Here is a 21,244-nt window from a genome sequence, read left to right as displayed (position 1 = left end):
TTTACTTGACCACTACAATGCATATGTCTCAGCGATTGATCCTTACCTCCTGCCCCAAGACAAGCGTGCCAGTAACAGTTTAAACCGCTATATCTTGATTGCTGACGGGCCTCTGATACAGCTCTCTAGCTTACTGATCAAATACAATGATGATGACAATATTCAGTTTTTAATTGAACCCTCGTCAGACGTTGCCAACATTGAAAATACCCAATTCGTTATTAAGTCAATTGAACAAACTCAAGAGAGTATCAATGTCCAGTTGACCAGTCGGCACCTGATTGCTCAAGTCAATATTCGGGAACAAAAGTTCAATTACGAGAAAGCCATCATCGCCAAACAAACCTTTCTCGTCAGCTTTGGAACTCTGTTCACTGTCATGTTCATCGTCCATTTAGTGGTGCGCTACCAACTTGTTCGCCCACTAAAAGATTTATTGCATGAAATATCCATAGGTGGACTCAAGCTTAGATACTTCAAACGTTCATCGGGACAAAGTGAAATTGATGGATTGAAAAACGCTTACATCGACTCACTAACGGAATTGAAATTTGAAGCTGAATTCGATCAACTCACCAAGTTAGCCAACCGACGTTCATTCATCCGACATCTTGATGTACGCATAAAGAGCTCAATGAATCCACACTGTTATGTGGTTTGTTGGGACATCATCGACTTCCGCAAAATCAACGATCTTTACGGTGCAAAAGTTGGCGATAATGTACTGATAAGCTTAGCTAAAGCCTTGAAGGAAACACTACAAAACCAGCAATCATCTTTGGGCTTTAGTTGCAGTGATTATTCTTTAGCAAGACTGGGAGGAAACCAGTTTATTACGATTTTAGAAACGGATAAGCATCAACTGATCAATGAAGAAATTGAGAACATCAACAATACGCTAACGGGAACCACATTCCTTGACTACTACGGGTTCCGTTTATCGCTCGCTACAGGTGTTTTGCCACTCGACACTCCAAAGTTCGAAGATATTTGGCACCGATGTATCGATGAAATGTTGGCTAACGCAAAATCCCATAGCAATGGCAAAAGTCGCATTGTTTACGGTGAGGAGTTATTACATACCTTGGAACGTCATGACATTGTGGAGAAAAGGTTGTTAGAGTGCTGCGAAAGTGACAACTTTGAACTCCGCTTTATGCCTATTTTCAATGCGAAGACACTTCAGATAGGTGGCGCAGAGTGCTTAATTCGTTGCCCTGCCTTATTCGATATCGATGCGGGACCGGAAGAATTTATCCCAGTGGCGGAGAAAAGTAATCTCATCGCAAGGCTCGACATGTGGGTCATAGGCAACGCCATCAAAAGCTATAAAGAGCTTTCAGAACTTCACCAATACACGGGCACCCTGTCGATTAATATCTCGGCAATGGAGCTCTACAACCGTAATTTTGCGGACAACATCCGTAAAGTACTCGAACGTTATCAAGTACCACCCGGCAACATTATTATAGAAATAACCGAAACCAGTTACGTAAAAAGCACCAAGCTTACGGTGCAGACTATCGAAAGCCTAAGAAGCTTAGGTTTAAAGGTATCTCTCGATGACTTTGGTACGGGCTACACGGCGTTTAACCAACTTCTCCACTACCCTGTGGACGAACTAAAAATTGATAAGAGTTTTATCGATCACATAGTCGACGACAAAGCTGACCGAAAGATGGTCGAATCTATGGTTAACTTAGGCCACTCTTGTGACACGTTAGTCGTAGGAGAAGGTGTTGAGTCTATAGAACAGTATCATTACCTGAGACAAGCTAACTGTGACCTCATACAAGGCTACTTCTTTAGCCAACCACTCACTTATCTGGAATTCGTCGAGTTTGTTCGAAGCCACGACCCTCAGGCGATTTTAAGTCCAAAATCAATCACCCGATCGAGAGCTTAAGAGCGAAGTAAATAGAGCCTATTGCGCTAACTTGTTGCTTATAGAGGAATTAGCTCTGCATGGTCGTTAACAGCTCCATCATATCTTTAGAGCTGATGTTCTTTTTATGTCTAACGACCGCGTCAATCATCAATTCTAGGTTCCCCGCTGAAATATAATCCTTGAGTACGTCATTGAACTTTTCCTGAATCTCGTCACTCGTGTACAAGTGTTCAGGAATAAAGAACAGGAACTGACTTCCGCTACTACGAAACGAGATAGTACTTTCTGGAACCTTTGCAGTCAGCGACTTAGCGGCAGAACTCACGACCAAATCACCATACTCTAGACCGTACTTTTGGTTTATCTCACTGAGATTTCTAATACGCACAAAGTAGAGGTCGAAGTTACTGTTTGTTGGGTAGCTGTTCTTAACAAATTTCATTAACGATACTCGATTTCGAAACCCTGTAATGAAATCGGTAGAATGAAGTTTTCGTTTGATGGAAAAATCGAGATAAAAAATGATGCCTGTCATCAACAAAATCAAGACAAGAAAGGCACTGCTGACTTGGTGAACAACGACAAACTTACCCACAATGGATGTATTTTCCTCAATTACAGGGCTTTGTAATCGAAACTTTTCGTTAATAAACTCGACCAAGGTGGTGTAACAAATGTCGACTTTCTTCTGAAGCGATTCTTTCGGTAATTGACCCTGACTGACTAATTTGATTGACGATTCTAACGACTTAAACTTTTCAAACTCTGCGGTGAAGTAAGGTTTAAAGTTTGCGGAGCGGATGAAATTGGACGACTCGGTACTGTTAATCAAAATATCAAAGCGGCTCCAAGTAATGTCATAAGCGAGCCACAGTTCATCATAATCAATTGTTTTTGCGTGGCTGACCATCAAGAAGTTTGCATACTCTTTAACGAGCTGAAAAACAAACCAAGTGGCCTCATTTTGGCGGCTGGAAAAGCTCTTGTTGATGTCATTAATTCGAGTAACACTGTAGATATTGACGGATAGAACAACCACAGCTAAAGACAATACAACGACTTTAATTGCAGCCATAGACATCAGCTTCTTCATAATTGGCCTCTAGAGGTGAATATCACGAATCTGCCAAATCATCTTGGCATGGAAATCAGGGATGTTGGTCTCAGGGTTAGCAGAGAGTGGGTAAATTAACCAATAAGGGCCTTTTTCTCTGACAGACATAAACTCACCATTCTTTTTGATCGCAATGATGGGCTCATAGTTATCAAAATCTTCTTTAGGCACGGCTATTTTATAGTCGTTTAATGCCACGAAAGTGACTTGAGATGATATCGGTAAGTCCATATTTTCAAGCACCGTTTGTAAGGTTACGCCACTATAAACGGTCAGCCCCTCGACCCAAGGCAAGGTGGTGGTGATTTCTTTTTGAGGTAGTGACAGGAGGTGATCTCGACTTAATCCATACTTCTGTCCAGAGTGATCGAATACGGTTAACTCAGCGGCTGCGAAAATCGAAAACGAGCAAAGCCAGAGCACAAACAGGAATACAGTTCTCATCCTAAACTCCATTTAAAAAGGTCACTAAATTGAGTCTAGTCTAAAATGACCATTTAACTCGTACAAAGGCCTCTGGTATTCAACTGTATCGCTTTGTTCCGTAGCTTCTGCACTGAATCCATGTCATCAAACCCTTTTATTAATCCTTCTTTTATTTCTTCTTGCGTCACTATCCTTCAATCCTTCGGCTAACCAGAACTATATCTCTAGGCCGTCTCGTGGTGAAAACGCGCTTTTTGAGCGCTAGAAGTAATCCAATAACCCTTATGAATACGTATCAAATAGCAAAATTAACAATAAATATGAGTAAGTAAGTAGCGAGAATGCCTGTTGCTGCATAACCTTTAACCGAACGTAAGCAACTTTATTAGCTCTTTTGTTTGGTACCGGTCGTTTCTATTTTACCAGCAGATAACGCTTATTACTGTTAGAACGCTTACTCAATTCATAATCAAGGGAATCGAGAATGAGTTTGAATATAAAAAAATTTAACCCCATGGCGACACTTTCTACCCTAGTAATGACGCTGGTCATGTTTCCTGTTTCAGCAGAAGTTAATCAAGAACAATTCGAGTTAGGCAAACAAAAAGCCAAGGTGTGCATGACCTGTCATGGCGCTGATGGTATCTCGACACAAGATCCCTACCCAAATCTGCGCGGTCAAAAAGTGGGATACCTGATCTCTTCGTTGAAAGATTATCAGACACGGGAACGAACCAGTGGCTTAGCGATTCTCATGCAGCAACAAGCCGACACGCTCTCAGACCAAGACATACGTGACATATCCTATTTCTACTCAATGCTTGGCAATGATTCAAACTCGCTCGGCGATTCAAACAAAGTCAGTGATTCAAATTAAGTTAGCAGTTCAAAATCTCTAGGCAAGGAGCCTTGTTATGGAACAAGTGGCAACGCAATACAGCATAAAGGTTGTGAAGTACTTCATCGTCGCGTCCTTGGTGTGGGCGATTGTAGGTATGATCATCGGCGTGATTCTCGCCGCGCAATTATATTGGCCGGTATTAAACTTTGATTCTCAATACTTCCAGTTTGGTCGACTACGTCCGCTGCATACATCTGGGGTGATTTACGGCTTCGTCGTCAATATTTTGATGGGGACCTCGTTGTACATTGCCCAACGAACAGGCCATTGTGATCTGTTCAATAAAAGCCTTTCATGGATGGTATTTTGGGGCTGGCAGTTCATTCTATTACTCGCAGTCATTTCCTTACCCGCAGGCCACACTAGCTCAAAAGAGTATGCAGAACTTGAATGGCCTATCGACTTATTGATTGTGTTGGTTTGGGTGCTCTACGCAGTGCTCTTCTTTGGCACCCTCGCCAAGCGGAAAGTCAGCCATATATTCGTGGCTAATTGGTTCTTTGCTGCTTTCATTATCGTCGTTGCCATGATTTTTATCGTCAACAACCTTGCGATGCCAGTGTTAGCAATGAAGTCCTACTCTGTGTTTGCTGGGGCTCAAGACGCGATTGTGCAATGGTGGTGGGGACATAATGCCGTTGGGTTCTTATTGACAGCCGGTGTGATTGGTATGAATTACTATTTCATACCCAAGGCAGCGGATCGACCTATCTACTCCTATCGTTTGTCCGTGATTCACTTCTGGGGTTTGGTCGGCTTTTACACATGGGCCGGAACGCACCATTTAGTTTACTCTTCCGTTCCTATCTGGATTCAAAACATCGGAATCGTGATGTCATTGATTCTTTGGCTCCCTTCATGGGCAGGCGCCTTCAATAGCGCAATGACCCTTCTACAAAATAAAGAAAAGCTGAAGTCCGACTACATTCTTTTATTCTTTTTCTCAGCGATTCTTTACTACTGTTTGGCAACATTCGAAGGTCCTCTACTTGCTATCCGCTGGTTCAATATGGTTGCACACAACACCGAATGGATCATCGGCCACGTACATTCCGCAGCACTCGGTTGGGTTGGAATGTCGGGAATAGCGGTTTTTTATTACTTCATTCCACGCTTGTGGGGTCAAACCGAACTTTGGTCACGACGCTTGATCAAATGGCACTTCTGGCTTGCTCATGCTGGCGTCGCCATTTACGCGATAGCACTTTGGGTCGCAGGCATTGGCGAAGGCTATATGTGGCTCGCTCAAAACGAAAATGGCGAACTGATTTACAGTTTTGTCGAGGCTATGGACTTCAAAGCACCATGGTTATTCATGCGCTTCTTTGGTGGCTCACTGTTTGTACTTGGGCTGTTCTTAATGGCATTCAACTTGTACAAAACGGTTCGTATGCCCGCCGTACATGACGCTAAAAACACCGTTAACGAGGGGGCTTAAATGATGAGTAAAGACTTTACACATTCAATCGTCATTTTAATTTTGACCACGGTTGTCGTTGCCTCCTTTTCTTTGTTGGTTTGGGTAGTTCCTAGCATTGTCCGTGGAGACGACATTGCGAAAAACAGCTTAGCAATGCCGCTTACACCGATTGAGTTAGCAGGACGAGACATCTACATCAGTGAGGGCTGTCATGTGTGTCACACCCAAATGGTTCGCCCGCTAGAGCCGGAAGTGAAACGTAATGGACGTCCGAATAAAGAAGCAGACGATATCTATGAATTCCCTAACTTGTGGGGCTCCAAACGTACAGGACCAGACCTCACTAACCTAGGTCGAAAATATTCAGACCAATGGCATGTCATTCACCTAGTGAACCCTCGCAACGTTGTGCCTACATCAATCATGCCCTCTTACCCATGGCTGTTTGAGCAAACGCTTACCGGCGATGATATTAGCGCCAAAATGGAAGTCCTATGTACCTTAGGTGTGCCTTATACCGATCAAGAAATTGGCGACGCCCGATTACAAATAAGAGGAAAAACCAAAGGTGAAGCTCTGATTCGTTATTTACAAAGCCTTGGTAAAGATACGTCACAGGAGGTATTACAATGAGCACATTTTGGAACTTATGGGCGGTACTCTTAACCTTAATATTCTTTGTTCTGATGGTGTCTGTTGTCGTTAAATACTGGCGTAGCAATCACAAAGCCGATCACGACCACACCATTGGCACTTTCGATGGTATTGAAGAGAAAGATGCCCCACCACCTAAATTACTGTTTGTCAGTTATGCGGTGGCATTTCTTTTGTCTGCTGGTTACTTGGTGCTCTACCCTGGGCTCGGAGAATGGGAAGGATTAGTCGATTGGAAACAAAGCGACGATAAGCTCAGTTCGCCAACCACCACCCTTAATGAGCAGTTCTCACAAACCAGTGAAACGACGTTAGAAGGTTTGGCCACTGTCCCTGAGATCGTTAATAGCGGTAAGATCCTGTTTCAAACCCATTGCGCAGCCTGCCACCGTAATAATGCTCAAGGGCAAAAGCACTTCCCCAACCTAATAGACCAAGAGTGGCTTTATGGCGGCAGTGACGAAGCTGTTATTCATTCGATCGCCAAAGGGCGAAACGGTGCAATGCCAGGTTGGAGTGAAATCATGCGCCCTGATGAGGTGGCAAAGGTTTCCTACTATTTAGCGTCCCTCAACCAGCGCCATACCGATGTGCCTGAGGTTAAAGTCGAACTCGGCAAAACCTTGTTCACCAAATATTGTTCGTCTTGTCATGCCGATGGTGCTGTCGCGAATCCTGCGATTGGTGTTCCTGATCTTTCGGACGATATCTGGCTTCACGGGGGCAGTATTGAAGAGATTCAACACACCATCAATTACGGCTTGAACAACCTGATGCCAGCGTTTGACGAGCAGCTCACCGAGAACGAAATCCTCGCGCTTGGAGCTTACATCCGACACGCAGGTGAAGAAGAACAGCAAAGGCTCGCGAGTTTGAAAGCATCATCTGTAGAGCGAGGAGAATACTTAGCATATGCCGGAGACTGTGTCGCTTGTCATAGTGCGGAGGGTGGCGAACCTTTTGCTGGCGGCCTGCCATTTGTGACTCCTTTCGGCACCGTATATTCAACCAACATAACTCCACACACCACTGAAGGGATAGGAACCTACGATTTTGATGACTTCCGAGCTGCGTTAGTTGCAGGTAAAGGTAAGAACGGCTATCTGTACCCTGCTATGCCTTACACTTCGTATCAATACCTCACCGACCAAGACATGGTCGATTTGTGGGAATACATGCAATCCATCACAGCAGTTCCTCGACGCAATGATGACAACAGCATGATGTTCCCATCCAATATCCGATTAGGTTTACTTGGCTGGAACATCGTCTTTATGGACACCGACCCTATTGACTATCAGGTGCCAAAGGAACTTAAAAATGAAGTCGCGGATGTAGAGAAATGGCAACAAGGTAAGTATTGGGTCGCAGGATTAGGTCACTGTTCGGAGTGTCATACTCCAAGAAACATTGCTCAAGCTCTGATCCCTGAACGTATTTTCCAAGGTAACTTGATCGACGGTTGGAACGCGCCTGATATCACAGCCAATGAGCTCTATATCGATGGTTGGGATGAAGCAACGCTCACCGACTTTTTACACACTGGTCACTCAGACAAAGGCACCGCTTTTGCAGGTATGGCTGATGTAGTGAAAAATAGTTTGAGCTTGATGACGCGTGAAGATGTTGAATCGATGTCTTATTACCTACTCAGCGGAGACGTCAACAACACTATTGCTAGTGACGCAGTTCCGTTACAACCTAAAGGGTTTGATGAGGCAGCGTATAACAGTGAAATCTACGCCACATATCGTCAAACCTGTGGGGCGTGTCATGGTGACGATGGTAAAGGTCGCGACCCTATCGCCCCTACTCTGTTGAATAACGGTATCATCATGCACAGCGACCCATTCAACACCATTGCGGTAACCGTTCGCGGCTTGCAACCTACTTACCTCGACAAAGATAGAAACTTCATGCCAATGGCGAGTTTTGAGGATGTATTGTCAGATCAACGCTTGGCTGAGTTAATCACGTTTGTGCGTTCAAACCTTGGCGACCGCAACGAACCCGTCACGGCTGAGCATGTTAGAGAGGTAAGAGAAACACTTGAAGCAGCAGGTTATGCGGGCGGCCTACATACCACGCCAGACATGTATGACCGCAGAGACAACACCATCAATATCCGGTAACAGGCAAATTGCTTGAAAAGTGAATTGTAATAAACCAAAGGGAGACCACTGTGTCTCCTTTTCTTTTGTCCAAATACCCCCTTTCGACGCTTTGCCAAACAACACAATTGTAACTAACTGATTACACAATTAAGCAGAGCTGCACATAATGCGATCAATCTCGCAGAACAAAGATGACACCAAGTGCATAATATGCAAAATTTTCTAAAGATGTACTAAGGACAGTTATGGATACAACTACACTCATCTACGATACGTTGGAAGGCCTGTCGAGCGCAAAGCCACAGCAACACGCTCAAATCCGCCAAAATCTATATAACCAATTAGATTTATCATTTGAGAAGCAGTTGGCTTTGTATTCATCAGTTCTTGGTCCAGCAAGTGCTGGTAGATTGACCGATTTAGATAGTGCAGTAATGTCTGCACGCAAGATTGTTGGCCTAGAAAACAGCTAATCAATCTTCAACCTATCTCTACTTTAACGCTGCCATTGTGCAGCGTTTTTTTATGGACGCCATTTACAATAAATACGGTTAATTCCGATAGGCGCTGTCATTTACGGTAAGTACAGTTATTTACGACAAGTGCAATTGGGCCTGTTTTTCAAGTTACACGCATTCTCATTTAGTTAATCTTATGTTCCATTTTTAACAGGTGTGCAACCTCAGTAATGGCGCTAATGTTAGTAGCACGTTAACCACACATCGGATGGAAGAATCATGAGAGTACTAATTGAATATACACAAACAGGCAAATATCGTGACCATGCGTGGGAAGCATTAACGATTCGTTCAAAAGGCGAAATTCAAGCTGTGACGCCCTCTTATGCAGCTCAGCTTATCGAACAGAACCGCGCCAGCTTATCGACTACGGAAAATCAAGACATCGTCATCCAACCTTAATGGCTTAAAGGGCTACCCCTCCTAGTTCCTTAAATCGAATAGTTCGATGACATAAAAAAAACGCTGCACGGATGCAGCGTTTTCTTGTTTCTAACGAGTAACAACCGTTTATTTTGGTAGGTTTTCTATTGCTTCAACCATCGTCATTAATTTGTCGACAATACGTTCACCATCCACTCTCAAACCATTGTGTTCATATTCGTTGGTGATCCACGCTTTCGAATTTGGAATATTGGCAAGCGTCTCGCGGCTGTAATCCAACTCCACATACATGTCATCTGCGTAAACTGCACACGCCATTGGCACGGTATTCTTGCTCAGCTGTTCTGCATTGTACAAAGAGCCCCAATCTGACTTTTCAGCCAATAGATTGGCTGCTTCACGCAATGGCTTCAACGTTTCTAGTTGGTCGAACATCCATGGGTAAACCATTTCTCCGGTAAACCAGAACTCACTACCTGATTGGTAGTTGAAGTGTGGATACTGCTCGCGAACTCGATGTGCAGACCAGTTAGATGCTGTGCCTTGACAGTAAATCGATTCATGCAAGATTGCGTAAATTGGGTTAGTTAAGTAACCCTGCTCTTGCTGCATTTGATTTAAGAAACTGTAGCTCAGCTGCTTGTTTCCGTTCACTTCAACAAATGCACTTTCCAGTGTGAAGTACATAGGCAGGTTCGCTTCGCCACCACCAAGATTAATGCCAATCAACTGGAACTGTTCAACCGTGAACACTTGACCGTTTGGCAACCTCACATCGTTGTTCAGCAGGTAATCAGAGATATCACGACACATCGCTTGTGCTTGTGGGAACTGAGCAAAGAACGCTCTGTTCTTGTCTTCTACACGCTTGTAAGTCGCACGATAAACGTCGTCAGCTTCGCGTTCAATAGACGGAATACCACCCGTTACATAACAGCGCTGTAGGCTCTGTGGGAACAACGACAAGTAGCTCAGAGTACAGAAACCACCAAAGCTCTGGCCAATTGTCGACCACTGCTTAATACCAAACTGTTCACGAATCGCTTCCGCATCACGAACAATGTTGTCCGCTCTAAAGTGCGTTAAGTATTCAGCTTGTTGCTCTGCAGAAAGGTGCGCCAAGGTTTCATGGCTGATAACCGTGCTGTTACCTGTACCACGTTGGTCTAGCAACAAAACACGGTAGTTTTGTAATGCTCGCTTTAGCCAACCCGATTGGCCGCTCACTCGTGGCGAAGGAAAACCTGGGCCGCCCTGAAAGTAGATAAGCCACGGCAGTTCTTGCGTATCTTTAGCGAGATCAACTAGCTCACGTGCGAAGACTTGGATCTGTTGTCCATCTTTTGCTTGGTAATCCAGTGGCAACTCAAAAGAGTGCTGACGATACAGGGTGGTTCCATCAATAAAGTTAGCTTGCACGCTTCATTCCTTTTTATCTGATTCTAATGTCATCGGTACGAATAAAAGTGGCGCCCTATGGCACTCATAGTAAGCAAGATACGCATACTGGCTTGTAAAAGAAACCGTTTGTTTAACCTGAATGTGAAGGTGCTTCATCTAATTGCTCAATTGGTCTTCAACGCGTAACAACTTGTTTCAAAAGCGAAGGTTTAAGGGGGATCTATTGGTGGGGAGAAATGAAAATGGAAAACAAGTAAAAAGAGCTTAACGAGGTGAGGATACGTTAAGCTCTTTGGTTTTATCTGTTGTAGGTTCTATCTGTTATAGAAAGTGCTATCGATACGCTACACTATGAAGTCGTCAGCTCACCTGCACCTTGAATCGAACGTTGGCTGCTTTCTACGAGGATGGCTGTAGCGGTTTCTTTCAGCGCCCCCCACTCTGCTTCATCCACTTCAATGCCATCGTTCCACGCTTTCTCTTGAGTTTTAAAAAGCGCTTCTGACTCAATGTGTGTTTGGTAGCCATCTGACAAACGTTCGATATCGAAATCCTGGACGGAAAGTTCGATGGTCATATTATGGATATGTTCGTCCGATGTCAGTGGCGAATCTGATAAAAACAGCTCTGGTGCTACGCACCCACGATTAAGCACATACAAGGTGCTCTTCGGATTGGAGCCATTATCCCAACGTGCGGTACAAGCGATGCCTTTCGCAGCTAGTTTCACAAGTTCACTGTAGGCTAACCAACGGTTGTGGCAGTTATTAAGCTCAATTTTCAGCGCTTTTTTGCCGACCATTTTTTCAATCGCATAATCCATCACCACTGGGAGATGACACGCCAAGCTAGCCTTATGCAAGTCCACTTCAACGGTGTTGTCGCTAATCATTTGGATATCTACAGGGCAATCGTCTTCTAAACCCATAAAGTTACTCGCATTGTTAAAATGGCGAACACCATCCAAGCCAACCATCTGTAAATCTGCCACCATGTTCGCTATCACATCGGCTTCACCACATGTACGACGCATCCCTAGAAAGGCTTTGTTGACGGCCGCGACCAGTTCATTGTGAGAAACGATCATAACGATTTACCTCCATGTTGAGCGTTAATAGGCGTAGAAATTTTATGAGATTCAGATAGCTCCGCTTCATTTGGTAACAGTGGGAACACCCACTCGTCCTGATGGATTTCATCAAGCAGCGGTGCCCCTTGGAAGAAAGTCACTCGAACCCAACGGTCTGAGCGAGGATCAAACTTAGTTGCGCCAAACATAGCGAGTTTGCAACGTAACAAATGCATCGGAAGCGACTCTTGGTGAAGTACATTCATTTGGATGTCACCCATCGCTTTGTTGCCTAGCGTCCACACACGGCGTGCAATCGCACGATGCTGTGGCTGCTTAACAAGGAATTCAGCTAGCGACAGCTCAGGCGCGAATTGCAGTAACGCATGGTACAAACGGTAAGCTTGACGGCCGATATCTAACGGCAGTTCACGTTCTTCACCTAGTTCCTCACCTCGAACACCGAGTCTTGGCTCTTCTTTGTCTTGAGAGCGATACCAGAACCAGTAATTATTCTCTGCTTTAGTAAAGTCAGTCGTAATCGCCCAGCGGTATTTTTCTTCCAATACCACCAAAAGGTCTTGAATCTTTTTACCACTCGGAAGCGACAGTGTTTCGCTACAATTCATTTGCTCTTGATGGGCGTCCACTAATTCTGGGTACAATTCCATCAAGCATGAGATAAGGATTTCTTGGGCTTCCATACTCATGTGCTTAGATTGTTCAACTAACTGTGCCCATGTATCGCAGTGGTTTACAGAGGCTTCTAATGATTGTGTTGCCTGTTTCAACTCATCAACAGCGGCTTTGTTCAGCTCTTGTTGGTTTTCATTGATGGTAACGACTTGTTCTAAATGACAAATCGCTTTTTTAACTAATGTACGTAGTGGCTCAATCAACGCCGCATCAGTAGGATTAGCTAACACTTCCGCCAATGCATGTTCACGAGTCGTCATCCACTGGTCGACAATACTTGGGTGGTTGATAAGGTATGGTGCCATCCCTAGACCTGTCGCATTCCCCACACCAAGGTAACGTTGTAACCCTCTATGCAAGGTAATCGCTTGTTCACCGCCTTGTTGCTCGGCTAGGTAATGAACCCAATCTAGGCTGAACTCACGCAGCATATAAACCGCACACATTTGCGCACTAAACGACTGATTAAAATCTTCATTTTTCTCTAAGATTTTGAAGTCAGCAATGCCAAATTTGCCATTACCATATACCGCTGTCGTTCGCAGGATGTAACCTACTTCAGCCAGTTCTTTTGGTGTTGGTTGAACACCTTTAGCTAGGTGACTCACGATGTGTTCAAACACTCGTACGCTTTTGTTTGCACGCGCCAACACAAGCACATTATTTGGATTACGGCCGGCTTCTTGTAGCGGTACATTCGCACGAAGCCTTTCAAGTAAGGTGACATCAACATCTCCAAGAACAAGCGCAAACGTTACATCCCACTTTTCAGCAATTACACGGTCATTTCGTTCGTCGTCTGCAATCTCATCGCAGAAAACAACCAAATGATAAACATGATTTGGCGTTTCTAGCTTATAGATAACATGACCAAAACCTTGAGGGCTCAGTTGCCACTCATGCTTAGTCACTTTCCATTGCTGTTGTGCCATTTTACGAATCAGAGTTCTTACGAAGCTGATACGTGTTTGGTGCATTGCACCTAGCCTTTCCGGTGCCATGACGACGGTTGCGTCACGCAGTGCTGATTCAGTGTAAGTAGAACGATGTGCATCCATTTTGCTCACCACCTTATAGTTATAGGATTTTGCTAGCCATTCAGAACCGATCGTTGCCATCATATGAAGCATTCGTTGTTACAGTGTGCTGGTTAGCTTTCACGTTATTTGGGGCAAGCAAGCTCACCCCTTATTATTTGTCCTGACTAGATCGATTGACCTAAATACGTGCCGCCCGGTGTATCTTCACCAGTACGGTTTTTCTGTTCCTCTCGGAACCTTGTATCAGCCTTCTTTCAAAGGCTGATACCTTGTTTCTCTTTAATTTGTTATAAGCCCTGCTCTTTCGCCATCTTGATTGCGATTTGAGGTGCATTCCAAAGTGATGGCAGCAAGATTAAGGACACAGGTACCGCTGTGATAACAATGAAGGATTGCAGCGCTGAAATACCGCCAGACCCTAGGGAAATCAGAATTAACGCGGTTACCCCCATCATCACACCCCAGAAGGTACGAATAATTGCATTCGGTTCTGTCTCACCACTGATCACCACACTGATGGTGTAAGTCATTGAGTCACCGGTCGTGACGATGAAAATTGTCGTTAAAATCAAGAACAGAATTGAGATAAGCATTGGCATTGGTAGCTGCTGAGTTACCGCTAGCAGTGCGCCGGGTAAGTTAAAACCTTCGAACGCTTTACTTACGCTACCTGGGTCTGCAATTTCGAACGCAAGACCAGAGCCGCCAACAATCGTGAACCAGAAGCAAGTAACAAACGGAGCAATCAAGCTAATCGTTGATACCAACTGGCGGATACTACGACCGCGTGAAATGCGTGCGATGAAGATTGCCATCATTGGGCCGTAACCTAAGAACCAACCCCAGAAGAACACTGTCCACCAGCTCAACCAACCCTCGTCACCACGGTAAGTCGCCATTGGGATGAAATTATCAATCATGCTGCCTACACCTTGGATGTAGCCATTGAAGATGAAGTTTGTTGGTCCAAAAATCAGGATGTAGACCATCAAAGCCATTGCCAAAATTACGTTGTAACGGCTTAGCATTTGCATTCCGCGGTTAAGACCACTTAATGCCGACAACGTGTATAGAACAATAGCGAATAAGATGATGATCAGTTGCGTCGTAAAGCCGTCTGGAATATCAAACAGTGCGTTCAGTGCATAGCTCACTTGTAGGCCCAAGAACCCGATAGGGCCAATGGTGCCCGCCGCTACTGCAACAATACAACATGCATCAATCAGTGCACCTGTGTGGCCTTTCAGTGCTCTTTCGCCTAATACAGGGTAAAGCAGAATACGAGGTTTAAGAGGTAAGCCTTTGTCGTAGTGAAGGTGCATAACCACGATAGACGTTAAGCTGCCCACAATAGCCCATGCTAGGAAACCCCAGTGCATGAATGATTGCGATAAAGCATTCACCGCGCCTTGCTGTGCGTTTTCTTGTGCGCCGTACAATGGTGGTGGGTTAACATAGTGAGCAATCGGCTCTGCTGCTGCCCAAAATACACCGCCACCTGCCAGTAGCGTACAGAAGATGATAGCCATCCAACGGAAACCATCCATTTCAGGTTTAGCGATGCCACCTAGGATAACCTTGCCTGTTCGCCCTGCCGCTAAGCCAAGACCAATAAGAAAAGTCAGAAGAAGAAGCATTTGCCAGTAAGGACCGAATACTTTTACAGACCATGCAAAGCCCGTATTTACTAGGCTTGATAACAGCTCGCCATCAAATAGAGCAAGTGCCACGAACAGAGCGATAAAGCCGCCGCTGTACCAAAGTGCTGGGTTGGATAGTCCCAATTTGTCTGACGTAGACTCAGACTCGTTTGTGTTGTTTTTTGCATTAATTGCTGTGTGTGTTTGACCCGCATTTAAGCTAGAAGACTTCACGCTATTGGTTAAATCAGACATACTCTGACTCCAGAGGTTTCTTTGCAGCTGTCATTAAAATGATGACTACAAGGGTGTATTTAACACCTGCCCTATTATTTTTGTGTTGGGCAGGCTAATCCATGTTTGGGTTACCGCGTTGCGAAATAGACCGTTGTTCCTTTTGAATAGTGAAATTGATAAAGCAGCACTTGCTCATTGAACGTTTGTTAGAAGGCTACTCATTCGATTATTGCTAGTGAGAAACGCTTAACCCTTGCTTTGCGGCTCTAGGCCATCTTTCAAGAAGTTAAACCAGTTTTCTCCCAAGACTTGCCCAGCTTCAGACTCACTGAAACCATGACGCATCAATCCGTTATATATGTTTTCCATACCCGCACTACCACAGAACCAAGGCAACGCATCTGGCCAACCTGAGTTGTTTGCAGAGCCTTCGCCGTAGTCCATTGCTTTAGACCAACGACCATTTCTCATCCATTCAAGGACAGCTTGAGGCTGGTTTAAGCATAGGTCACTACCAATACCGAGGTGTTCGACGCCAACCATGTCAGCAGTGGTCGCAACCATCTGACAGAAGTCTTCCAAGGTACATTGGCTGCCGTTTGGTAGGTGGAATGGGTATAAGCTGAATCCGATTAAGCCACCGCGTGCAGTGAGCGCTTTAATCACATCGTTTGATTTGTTTCGTAGTGCATCATGAGCAAATGTTGGATTCGCGTGGCTGATACAAATAGGACGAGAAGACAGATCAATCGCTTCAAGCGTTGAACGCTCCGCACTGTGAGACATATCGATGATCATCCCCACTCGGTTCATCTCTTCGATCGCTTGCTTACCAAAGCGCGTGATACCGGTGTCGTTCTTCTCGTAACAACCCGTCGCCAATAAGCTCTGGTTGTTGTAAGTAAGCTGCATGATCAAAAGACCTTGCTTGCGCATCACTTCGATAAGACCAATCTCATCGTCGATTGGAGAACAGTTTTGAGCACCAAGGAAAATGCCGACTTTGCCAGTCGCTTTTGCAGTCTCAACATCCGCCATTGAGTGAATCGGCATGATAAGGTCTGCGTTCTGCTCGAATCTTAAATTCCACTCTGCAAAGCGAGATAAGGTTTCACGAGCTGTCTCGTGGTAAACCGCGGTAGCGTGAACTGCTGTAATGCCGCTCGCCTTTAGTGTTTGGAAATATTCTCTATTCCAATTGCAGTATTGCAATCCATCTATAACAATCCGTTGCTGGTACATAACCACTCCTATTGAAAGCTCAGTGTTCTAGCTCGGTTTTGAAAACACGCTCGAATAACATGTTTTCAAAAATGGGTTAAATCACTTGTCTAAATTCGTTTGCTGCTTTGGTTTGAATGTTGGCCTGACTCTGTGAATCAGGCCAATTCGATAGCTGGATAGCTAGGGATTTAATTCTCCAACTATCCAATTCTTATACAGAAAGTGGATTAGTAAGGACGCTGGTAAGCCGTCTTCACCACGGTGTAGAACTCTTTCGCGTATTGACCTTGCTCACGAGGACCGAAGCTAGACTCTTTACGGCCACCAAACGGTACGTGGTAATCCGTGCCTGCTGTTGGTAGGTTCACCATCACACAACCTGTTTGCGCTTGTTGCTTGAACATCGCGCTGGTTCGTAGGCTCTGAGTAATGATGCCGCCAGTTAAACCAAAGCGAGTATCGTTGGTTGTCGCGATAGCCTCTTCTAAGTCAGCAACACGAATCACGCTTGCCATTGGTGCGAACACTTCTTCTTGGTTCACTTCCCAATCGTTCTTCGTGTTCAAGAACAGCGTTGGAGACATGTAGAAGCCTTCGTGTTGCATGCTCAAGCGTTCGCCACCAAATGCCAGCTCACCGCCGCTTTGACGTGCTTTCTCTACCCAACCTAGGTTTGCTTCAAGCTGGTTACCGTCAACAACAGGGCCCATGAACACGCCCTCTTCCAGTGCATGACCCACTTTCAGCTCGCTCATACGTTTAATCAGTGCTTCCACGTATTGGTCGTGAATGCCATCCATAACCACTAGGCGAGAAGACGCGGTACATTTTTGACCAGCACCCGAGAACGAACCTGCAATGGTTGCTTCGACTGCAGTTTGGATATCAGCATCGTCTGCGACCACAAGTGCGTTCTTACTGCCCATTTCCAACTGACAACGAACGAAGTTTGGCGCGGTAGCGGCTGCTACTTTGCGACCCGTATCAACAGAACCGGTAAAGCTCACACCGTTCACTTCTTTAGAGTTGATCAGTGCATCACCTACCGTTGAACCTCTACCTAGTACAAGGTTAAACGTACCTGCAGGGATGCCTTGACGGTGGATAATTTCAGTTAATGCCACCGCACTTGCTGGTGTTAGGTTTGCAGGTTTCCAGATAACGCTGTTACCGAAAGCAAGCGCAGGAGCAATTTTCCAAGCTGCTGTTGCAGTCGGGAAGTTCCAAGGAGAGATGATGCCGATAACGCCTACTGCTTCACGAGTCACTTCAACAGAAACGCCTGGGCGTACTGAGTCTGCGTTATCGCCAATCTGGCGAAGCACTTCAGCCGCAAAATATTGGAAGAACTGACCTGCACGGTAAATCTCACCGCGACCTTCAGCAAAAGGCTTTCCTTCTTCACGAGAAAGTAAAGTACCCAGCTCATCACAACGTGCAATCAGTTCGTCACCAATCGCTTGAAGTACCGCTTGCTTTCGTTCAATTGGCGTTTTTTCCCACTCTGGTTGAGCGTGTTTCGCTGCTGAAATTGCTTGTTGAACTTGTTCAGCACTTGCTTGTGCAAAGTTGCCGATGTTTTCAGAAATATGTGATGGGTTAATGTTCGCTACGGTGCTTACACCCGCTTGCCATTCGCCGCCAATGTAGAGTGCGTTTTCAGCTTGAACATTCTGTAATTGAGTCATCATTCTGTCCTTGTAACGGTTAGGCTGCGTTTGAGTCTGGCAACCATCTGATTAATGAATAAAACGTTAATTTCTATAATAAATAATGTTTGAATCTTGTATGTAAAAATGAACCAAGTCGCTTGTATCAATAAAGATCTTTACTGACAAATAACTTCAATCTGCAAATTGCCTTAGTTCACAATCGAATTATTCAGGTTGAGACGCCGATGCATAAACCACGAACTCGACCAGCATTTCTTCTCTTGCTAACCCTGCAACGACGACCGCAGCACGGTTTGGGTAAGGTGCATTGAAGTACTCTCCATATACGCTGTTCACCGTTTTTAGATATTCACGGTCTGTCACGTAAATAAGAACCTGTAGCACTGAATCCATAGATTCACCTGCACACTCCAATGTATGAACAAGGTTATTAAAAGTCTGACGCGTTTGTGCTTCGATACCACCCTCTACTACCGCACCAGTCTCATCGATTGGAATCTGCGCTGTATATAGAGTGCCGTTATTAACGATTGCCCACTCTAGTGGTGCTTTTGAAGCGAAAAGCTCGGTTTTTACTGGGTGTTTTTTAGTTTTTGCGTTCACGATTCCATCCAACTTTGTAACAACTATGTTTCAAGATGGTTAAATACTGCACCTTGACGACTGATAAATCTAACGGTAAATTTTGTGCATTTGATAAGAAAAATCTATCACCTTACAGAAAGTAAGGCATAGCAAGGGCTAGAGAAGGATCAGTGCCATGAGCATTAAGCTACAACAGTTAAAACATTTTGTTTTGGTGGTCGAAGAAGGTGGATTTCGAGCGGCATCTCACCGTGCAAATCGATCGCAAGCGGCACTTTCGACTTCGATAAAAGAGCTAGAAAAAATACTCGGCCAACCACTGTTTGAAACAGGCAACAAATCAACACTGACGCCATTTGGCGAAATTTGCTTACCCAAGATCATTCAATTTCTAAATGTTTACAAAGCATTAGATAACGACCTGCGTGCCGCAGCCGCGGGCCAACAAGGAAGAGTTCGAATAGCGAGCGTACCTTCGGTCGCGGCAAAATTAATCCCTAGTGTTTTAGGGGCTTTTTGTGAGCAGTACCCTAATGTAGAAGTGAGTTTGATTGATGATAATGCGGCAGGTGTAGAAGCAAGATTACTGTCTGGCGAGGTTGACGTTGCCCTCGGAAACAGCTCCCATTTAGAAGAACAGAGCATCGACTTCACGCCTTTGCTTTCTGATCCTATCGGTGTCGTATGCCTCAAAGACAACCCTATTGCCTCTCAACGGGAAGGAATCGAATGGCAAACCTTGTTAAAGCAGCCCTTCATTCGTAACGGGACTTGCACCCTACTTGACCCAACACCCGCGCGAATGCTCAGCGAACAAGCTCTGTACTCAGTCGAGAACATTACTTCGTTGTTTTCGGTGTTAGAGCTCGGGATAGGCGTGACCACGCTACCTAAACTGGCTTTCCCAACCAATGAAACCCGCTTGGTGTGGATTCCATTGATTGACCCGCCCTTACAGCGTCAAATCGGTATTTTCAGACTGGCTGACCGTACGATTTCGCCACAAGCACAAGCTTTCCATGACTTATGTATTCAATATCTAAGTTATGAAGACTAATAGAGGGACATGATTGAGTTTATTTGCTTAAAAAGCGGTTGCTAGAGCAACACATCAAGAAATTCCAGCTCTCCCCTCCAGACTTATGACCTTTCTATCTTGGGCTTAGTGCCCTTTTTGCCCTATCTTCAGCTCCTTACATCCATGTGAGGAGCTGAATTTCTTCCATAATATTCATCTTAAACGCCGATTTATCCGTTTCGAATCGCTTGAAAGACGTTAAGAATGAAGTCGTGACAAACTATTTTGAAAAATAATCACTTCCAGATAGAGAACGCCGTATAGATAAATCACTCAATGCACGAAGGCTTTCATCGCTGACTAAAACTGGCTTTATTCCCTTGTAGAATTGTACTCAATAATCAACTTATAAATGATGCTAAGTGTTTGAATATACGTAATTGATAAGATCGTAACTTGCCAAATTGGCGTCTAAAATTTTCACACAAAAACGCCCCTTTTCGCTGAAAATAAAGCATTTAAAATTTTCATGAATAAAGTTATTCAACTATTACTTTCATAAATGAAAAACACTCATTTCAAAAATGGAATTATTGATGTCGGTTTTTGTCGTTTTGATCACATAATTTTAGGCGTAGTTTATATTTTGTCGGAACGATAGCGAATTAGTTTTTATCGTTTAATTTCGTCAGGAGATATAAAGCCAGAAAGATTATTTCTTTGTTAACAAGTAAAGGTTTATTAACAAGTCAAATTGCTATTAACAAGTAAGTGCTAGTAACAAAACATATTCAAACTGTGTTTTATATTTACTTACACTGTTAAATATAAGGTTTTATTATGAGGCTTAACGGGATAAGTAGCGACATCCTTGTTGCTGCTAAAAGAGTTGTTCTTTGCCAAATAGTATTAGCCGTCGGTGTAGTTTTATATGAAGTGTTTTTAGGTAATAAAGTAGATATGGAGTCTTCAGCTTTGGGTGTCGTTATCGCGATGCTACCACCGCTGTTTGGATTTATATATGCAAGCTTAAAGGTGCGCAAGAATCCTAATTATAGTTTACGCGAATTAATGCAAATGAGTCGTGTCGTGAAAATAACTTATACGTTCTTAATGTTTATCCTGGCATTCCAATTTTTTAAATTGGACAACCCAGTAATATTATACGCGTACATTTTCACAATGATTGGGTACTTCTTAACACCATTTATTACTGCCTCTACAAGATCGGAGTACGTGTAG

General features: G+C 44.3%; 18 protein-coding genes. 9 read left to right on the top strand and 9 right to left on the bottom strand.

The window, feature by feature from the left end:
• Positions 1 to 1,906: bifunctional diguanylate cyclase/phosphodiesterase (locus tag BCT34_RS04725; RefSeq protein WP_076657320.1), on the top strand; the 1,906-nt coding region annotated here is incomplete at its 5' end.
• 49 nt (positions 1,907 to 1,955) lie between these two features.
• On the opposite strand, the gene BCT34_RS04720 is transcribed toward BCT34_RS04725, so the two are convergent.
• Together BCT34_RS04720 and BCT34_RS04715 are read right to left on the bottom strand one after the other, a co-directional pair.
• Complete coding sequence (locus BCT34_RS04720; protein ID WP_076657321.1) at positions 1,956 to 2,981, bottom strand: GGDEF domain-containing protein; 1,026 nt, start codon at positions 2,979 to 2,981, stop codon at positions 1,956 to 1,958.
• A gap of 9 nt (positions 2,982 to 2,990) precedes the next feature.
• Entirely contained in the window at positions 2,991 to 3,446 is a 456-nt protein-coding gene (locus tag BCT34_RS04715) for a hypothetical protein (protein WP_076657322.1), read from the bottom strand.
• 466 nt (positions 3,447 to 3,912) lie between these two features.
• Between BCT34_RS04715 and BCT34_RS04710 the strand changes: the two genes are divergently transcribed.
• The 6 genes from BCT34_RS04710 to BCT34_RS04685 all read left to right on the top strand — a co-directional run bounded on the left by BCT34_RS04710 (position 3,913) and on the right by BCT34_RS04685 (position 9,437).
• Entirely contained in the window at positions 3,913 to 4,305 is a 393-nt protein-coding gene (locus tag BCT34_RS04710; RefSeq protein WP_076657323.1) for a cytochrome c, read from the top strand.
• A 37-nt stretch (positions 4,306 to 4,342) separates the two neighbouring features.
• Entirely contained in the window at positions 4,343 to 5,767 is a 1,425-nt protein-coding gene (ccoN, locus tag BCT34_RS04705; protein ID WP_076657324.1) for a cytochrome-c oxidase, cbb3-type subunit I, read from the top strand.
• Complete coding sequence (locus BCT34_RS04700) at positions 5,768 to 6,382, top strand: cbb3-type cytochrome c oxidase subunit II (RefSeq protein ID WP_076657325.1); 615 nt, start codon at positions 5,768 to 5,770, stop codon at positions 6,380 to 6,382. It begins immediately after the preceding gene.
• On the top strand, positions 6,379 to 8,535 hold the full coding sequence (locus BCT34_RS04695) for a cytochrome c (RefSeq protein ID WP_076657326.1): 2,157 nt from the start codon (positions 6,379 to 6,381) through the stop codon (positions 8,533 to 8,535). The genes BCT34_RS04700 and BCT34_RS04695 overlap by 4 nt, the downstream gene beginning before the upstream one ends.
• 227 nt (positions 8,536 to 8,762) lie before the next feature.
• Positions 8,763 to 8,990: a PAS factor family protein gene (locus BCT34_RS04690; protein ID WP_004730426.1), complete on the top strand. Its 228-nt coding sequence runs from the start codon at positions 8,763 to 8,765 to the stop codon at positions 8,988 to 8,990.
• A gap of 264 nt (positions 8,991 to 9,254) precedes the next feature.
• Entirely contained in the window at positions 9,255 to 9,437 is a 183-nt protein-coding gene (locus BCT34_RS04685) for a hypothetical protein (RefSeq protein WP_004730424.1), read from the top strand.
• A 108-nt stretch (positions 9,438 to 9,545) separates the two neighbouring features.
• Here BCT34_RS04685 and BCT34_RS04680 read toward each other — a convergent pair whose 3' ends face one another.
• The 7 genes from BCT34_RS04680 to BCT34_RS04650 all read right to left on the bottom strand — a co-directional run bounded on the left by BCT34_RS04680 (position 9,546) and on the right by BCT34_RS04650 (position 19,002).
• Positions 9,546 to 10,838: an alpha/beta fold hydrolase gene (locus BCT34_RS04680; RefSeq protein WP_076657327.1), complete on the bottom strand. Its 1,293-nt coding sequence runs from the start codon at positions 10,836 to 10,838 to the stop codon at positions 9,546 to 9,548.
• 331 nt (positions 10,839 to 11,169) lie between these two features.
• Entirely contained in the window at positions 11,170 to 11,907 is a 738-nt protein-coding gene (locus tag BCT34_RS04675) for a DUF3726 domain-containing protein (protein WP_076657328.1), read from the bottom strand.
• Entirely contained in the window at positions 11,904 to 13,706 is a 1,803-nt protein-coding gene (locus tag BCT34_RS04670; protein WP_076657329.1) for a hypothetical protein, read from the bottom strand. Before BCT34_RS04670 ends, BCT34_RS04675 begins: the two co-directional genes overlap by 4 nt.
• A gap of 206 nt (positions 13,707 to 13,912) precedes the next feature.
• Entirely contained in the window at positions 13,913 to 15,520 is a 1,608-nt protein-coding gene (locus BCT34_RS04665; RefSeq protein WP_076657330.1) for a BCCT family transporter, read from the bottom strand.
• Positions 15,521 to 15,748: 228 nt separating this feature from the next.
• Positions 15,749 to 16,744 (bottom strand): membrane dipeptidase, encoded by a 996-nt coding sequence (locus BCT34_RS04660; protein ID WP_017066849.1) that lies wholly within the window; start codon positions 16,742 to 16,744, stop codon positions 15,749 to 15,751.
• Positions 16,745 to 16,953: 209 nt separating this feature from the next.
• On the bottom strand, positions 16,954 to 18,414 hold the full coding sequence (locus tag BCT34_RS04655) for an aldehyde dehydrogenase family protein (RefSeq protein WP_076657331.1): 1,461 nt from the start codon (positions 18,412 to 18,414) through the stop codon (positions 16,954 to 16,956).
• A gap of 189 nt (positions 18,415 to 18,603) precedes the next feature.
• On the bottom strand, positions 18,604 to 19,002 hold the full coding sequence (locus BCT34_RS04650; protein WP_076657332.1) for a RidA family protein: 399 nt from the start codon (positions 19,000 to 19,002) through the stop codon (positions 18,604 to 18,606).
• Positions 19,003 to 19,159: 157 nt separating this feature from the next.
• On the opposite strand from BCT34_RS04650, the gene BCT34_RS04645 reads away from it, so the two are divergent.
• A complete protein-coding gene (locus tag BCT34_RS04645; RefSeq protein ID WP_076657333.1) occupies positions 19,160 to 20,041 on the top strand; it encodes a LysR family transcriptional regulator in 882 nt (293 codons plus the stop codon).
• Positions 20,042 to 20,842: 801 nt separating this feature from the next.
• Positions 20,843 to 21,244 carry a hypothetical protein gene (locus tag BCT34_RS04640; protein ID WP_076657334.1) on the top strand — a complete coding sequence of 134 codons (402 nt, stop codon included), beginning with the start codon at positions 20,843 to 20,845 and terminating at the stop codon, positions 21,242 to 21,244.

Origin of the sequence: Vibrio sp. 10N.261.45.E2 (assembly GCF_002875705.1) — a bacterium.
In the GTDB taxonomy this organism is placed as follows: Bacteria; Pseudomonadota; Gammaproteobacteria; order Enterobacterales; family Vibrionaceae; genus Vibrio.
The sequence above is the reverse complement of the archived record's forward strand: the minus strand, read 5'-3'. Positions and strand labels throughout refer to the sequence as shown.

Excerpts from the sequence above, each read along its gene's own strand:
- BCT34_RS04720 (WP_076657321.1), bottom strand. The coding sequence starts at position 2,981 with ATGAAGAAGCTGATGTCTATGGCTGCAATTAAAGTCGTTGTATTGTCT.
- BCT34_RS04715 (WP_076657322.1), bottom strand. The coding sequence starts at position 3,446 with ATGAGAACTGTATTCCTGTTTGTGCTCTGGCTTTGCTCGTTTTCGATT.
- BCT34_RS04710 (WP_076657323.1), top strand. The coding sequence starts at position 3,913 with ATGAGTTTGAATATAAAAAAATTTAACCCCATGGCGACACTTTCTACC.
- ccoN (WP_076657324.1), top strand. The coding sequence starts at position 4,343 with ATGGAACAAGTGGCAACGCAATACAGCATAAAGGTTGTGAAGTACTTC.
- BCT34_RS04700 (WP_076657325.1), top strand. The coding sequence starts at position 5,768 with ATGATGAGTAAAGACTTTACACATTCAATCGTCATTTTAATTTTGACC.
- BCT34_RS04695 (WP_076657326.1), top strand. The coding sequence starts at position 6,379 with ATGAGCACATTTTGGAACTTATGGGCGGTACTCTTAACCTTAATATTC.
- BCT34_RS04690 (WP_004730426.1), top strand. The coding sequence starts at position 8,763 with ATGGATACAACTACACTCATCTACGATACGTTGGAAGGCCTGTCGAGC.
- BCT34_RS04685 (WP_004730424.1), top strand. The coding sequence starts at position 9,255 with ATGAGAGTACTAATTGAATATACACAAACAGGCAAATATCGTGACCAT.
- BCT34_RS04675 (WP_076657328.1), bottom strand. The coding sequence starts at position 11,907 with ATGATCGTTTCTCACAATGAACTGGTCGCGGCCGTCAACAAAGCCTTT.
- BCT34_RS04670 (WP_076657329.1), bottom strand. The coding sequence starts at position 13,706 with ATGATGGCAACGATCGGTTCTGAATGGCTAGCAAAATCCTATAACTAT.
- BCT34_RS04665 (WP_076657330.1), bottom strand. The coding sequence starts at position 15,520 with ATGTCTGATTTAACCAATAGCGTGAAGTCTTCTAGCTTAAATGCGGGT.
- BCT34_RS04660 (WP_017066849.1), bottom strand. The coding sequence starts at position 16,744 with ATGTACCAGCAACGGATTGTTATAGATGGATTGCAATACTGCAATTGG.
- BCT34_RS04655 (WP_076657331.1), bottom strand. The coding sequence starts at position 18,414 with ATGACTCAATTACAGAATGTTCAAGCTGAAAACGCACTCTACATTGGC.
- BCT34_RS04645 (WP_076657333.1), top strand. The coding sequence starts at position 19,160 with ATGAGCATTAAGCTACAACAGTTAAAACATTTTGTTTTGGTGGTCGAA.
- BCT34_RS04640 (WP_076657334.1), top strand. The coding sequence starts at position 20,843 with ATGAGGCTTAACGGGATAAGTAGCGACATCCTTGTTGCTGCTAAAAGA.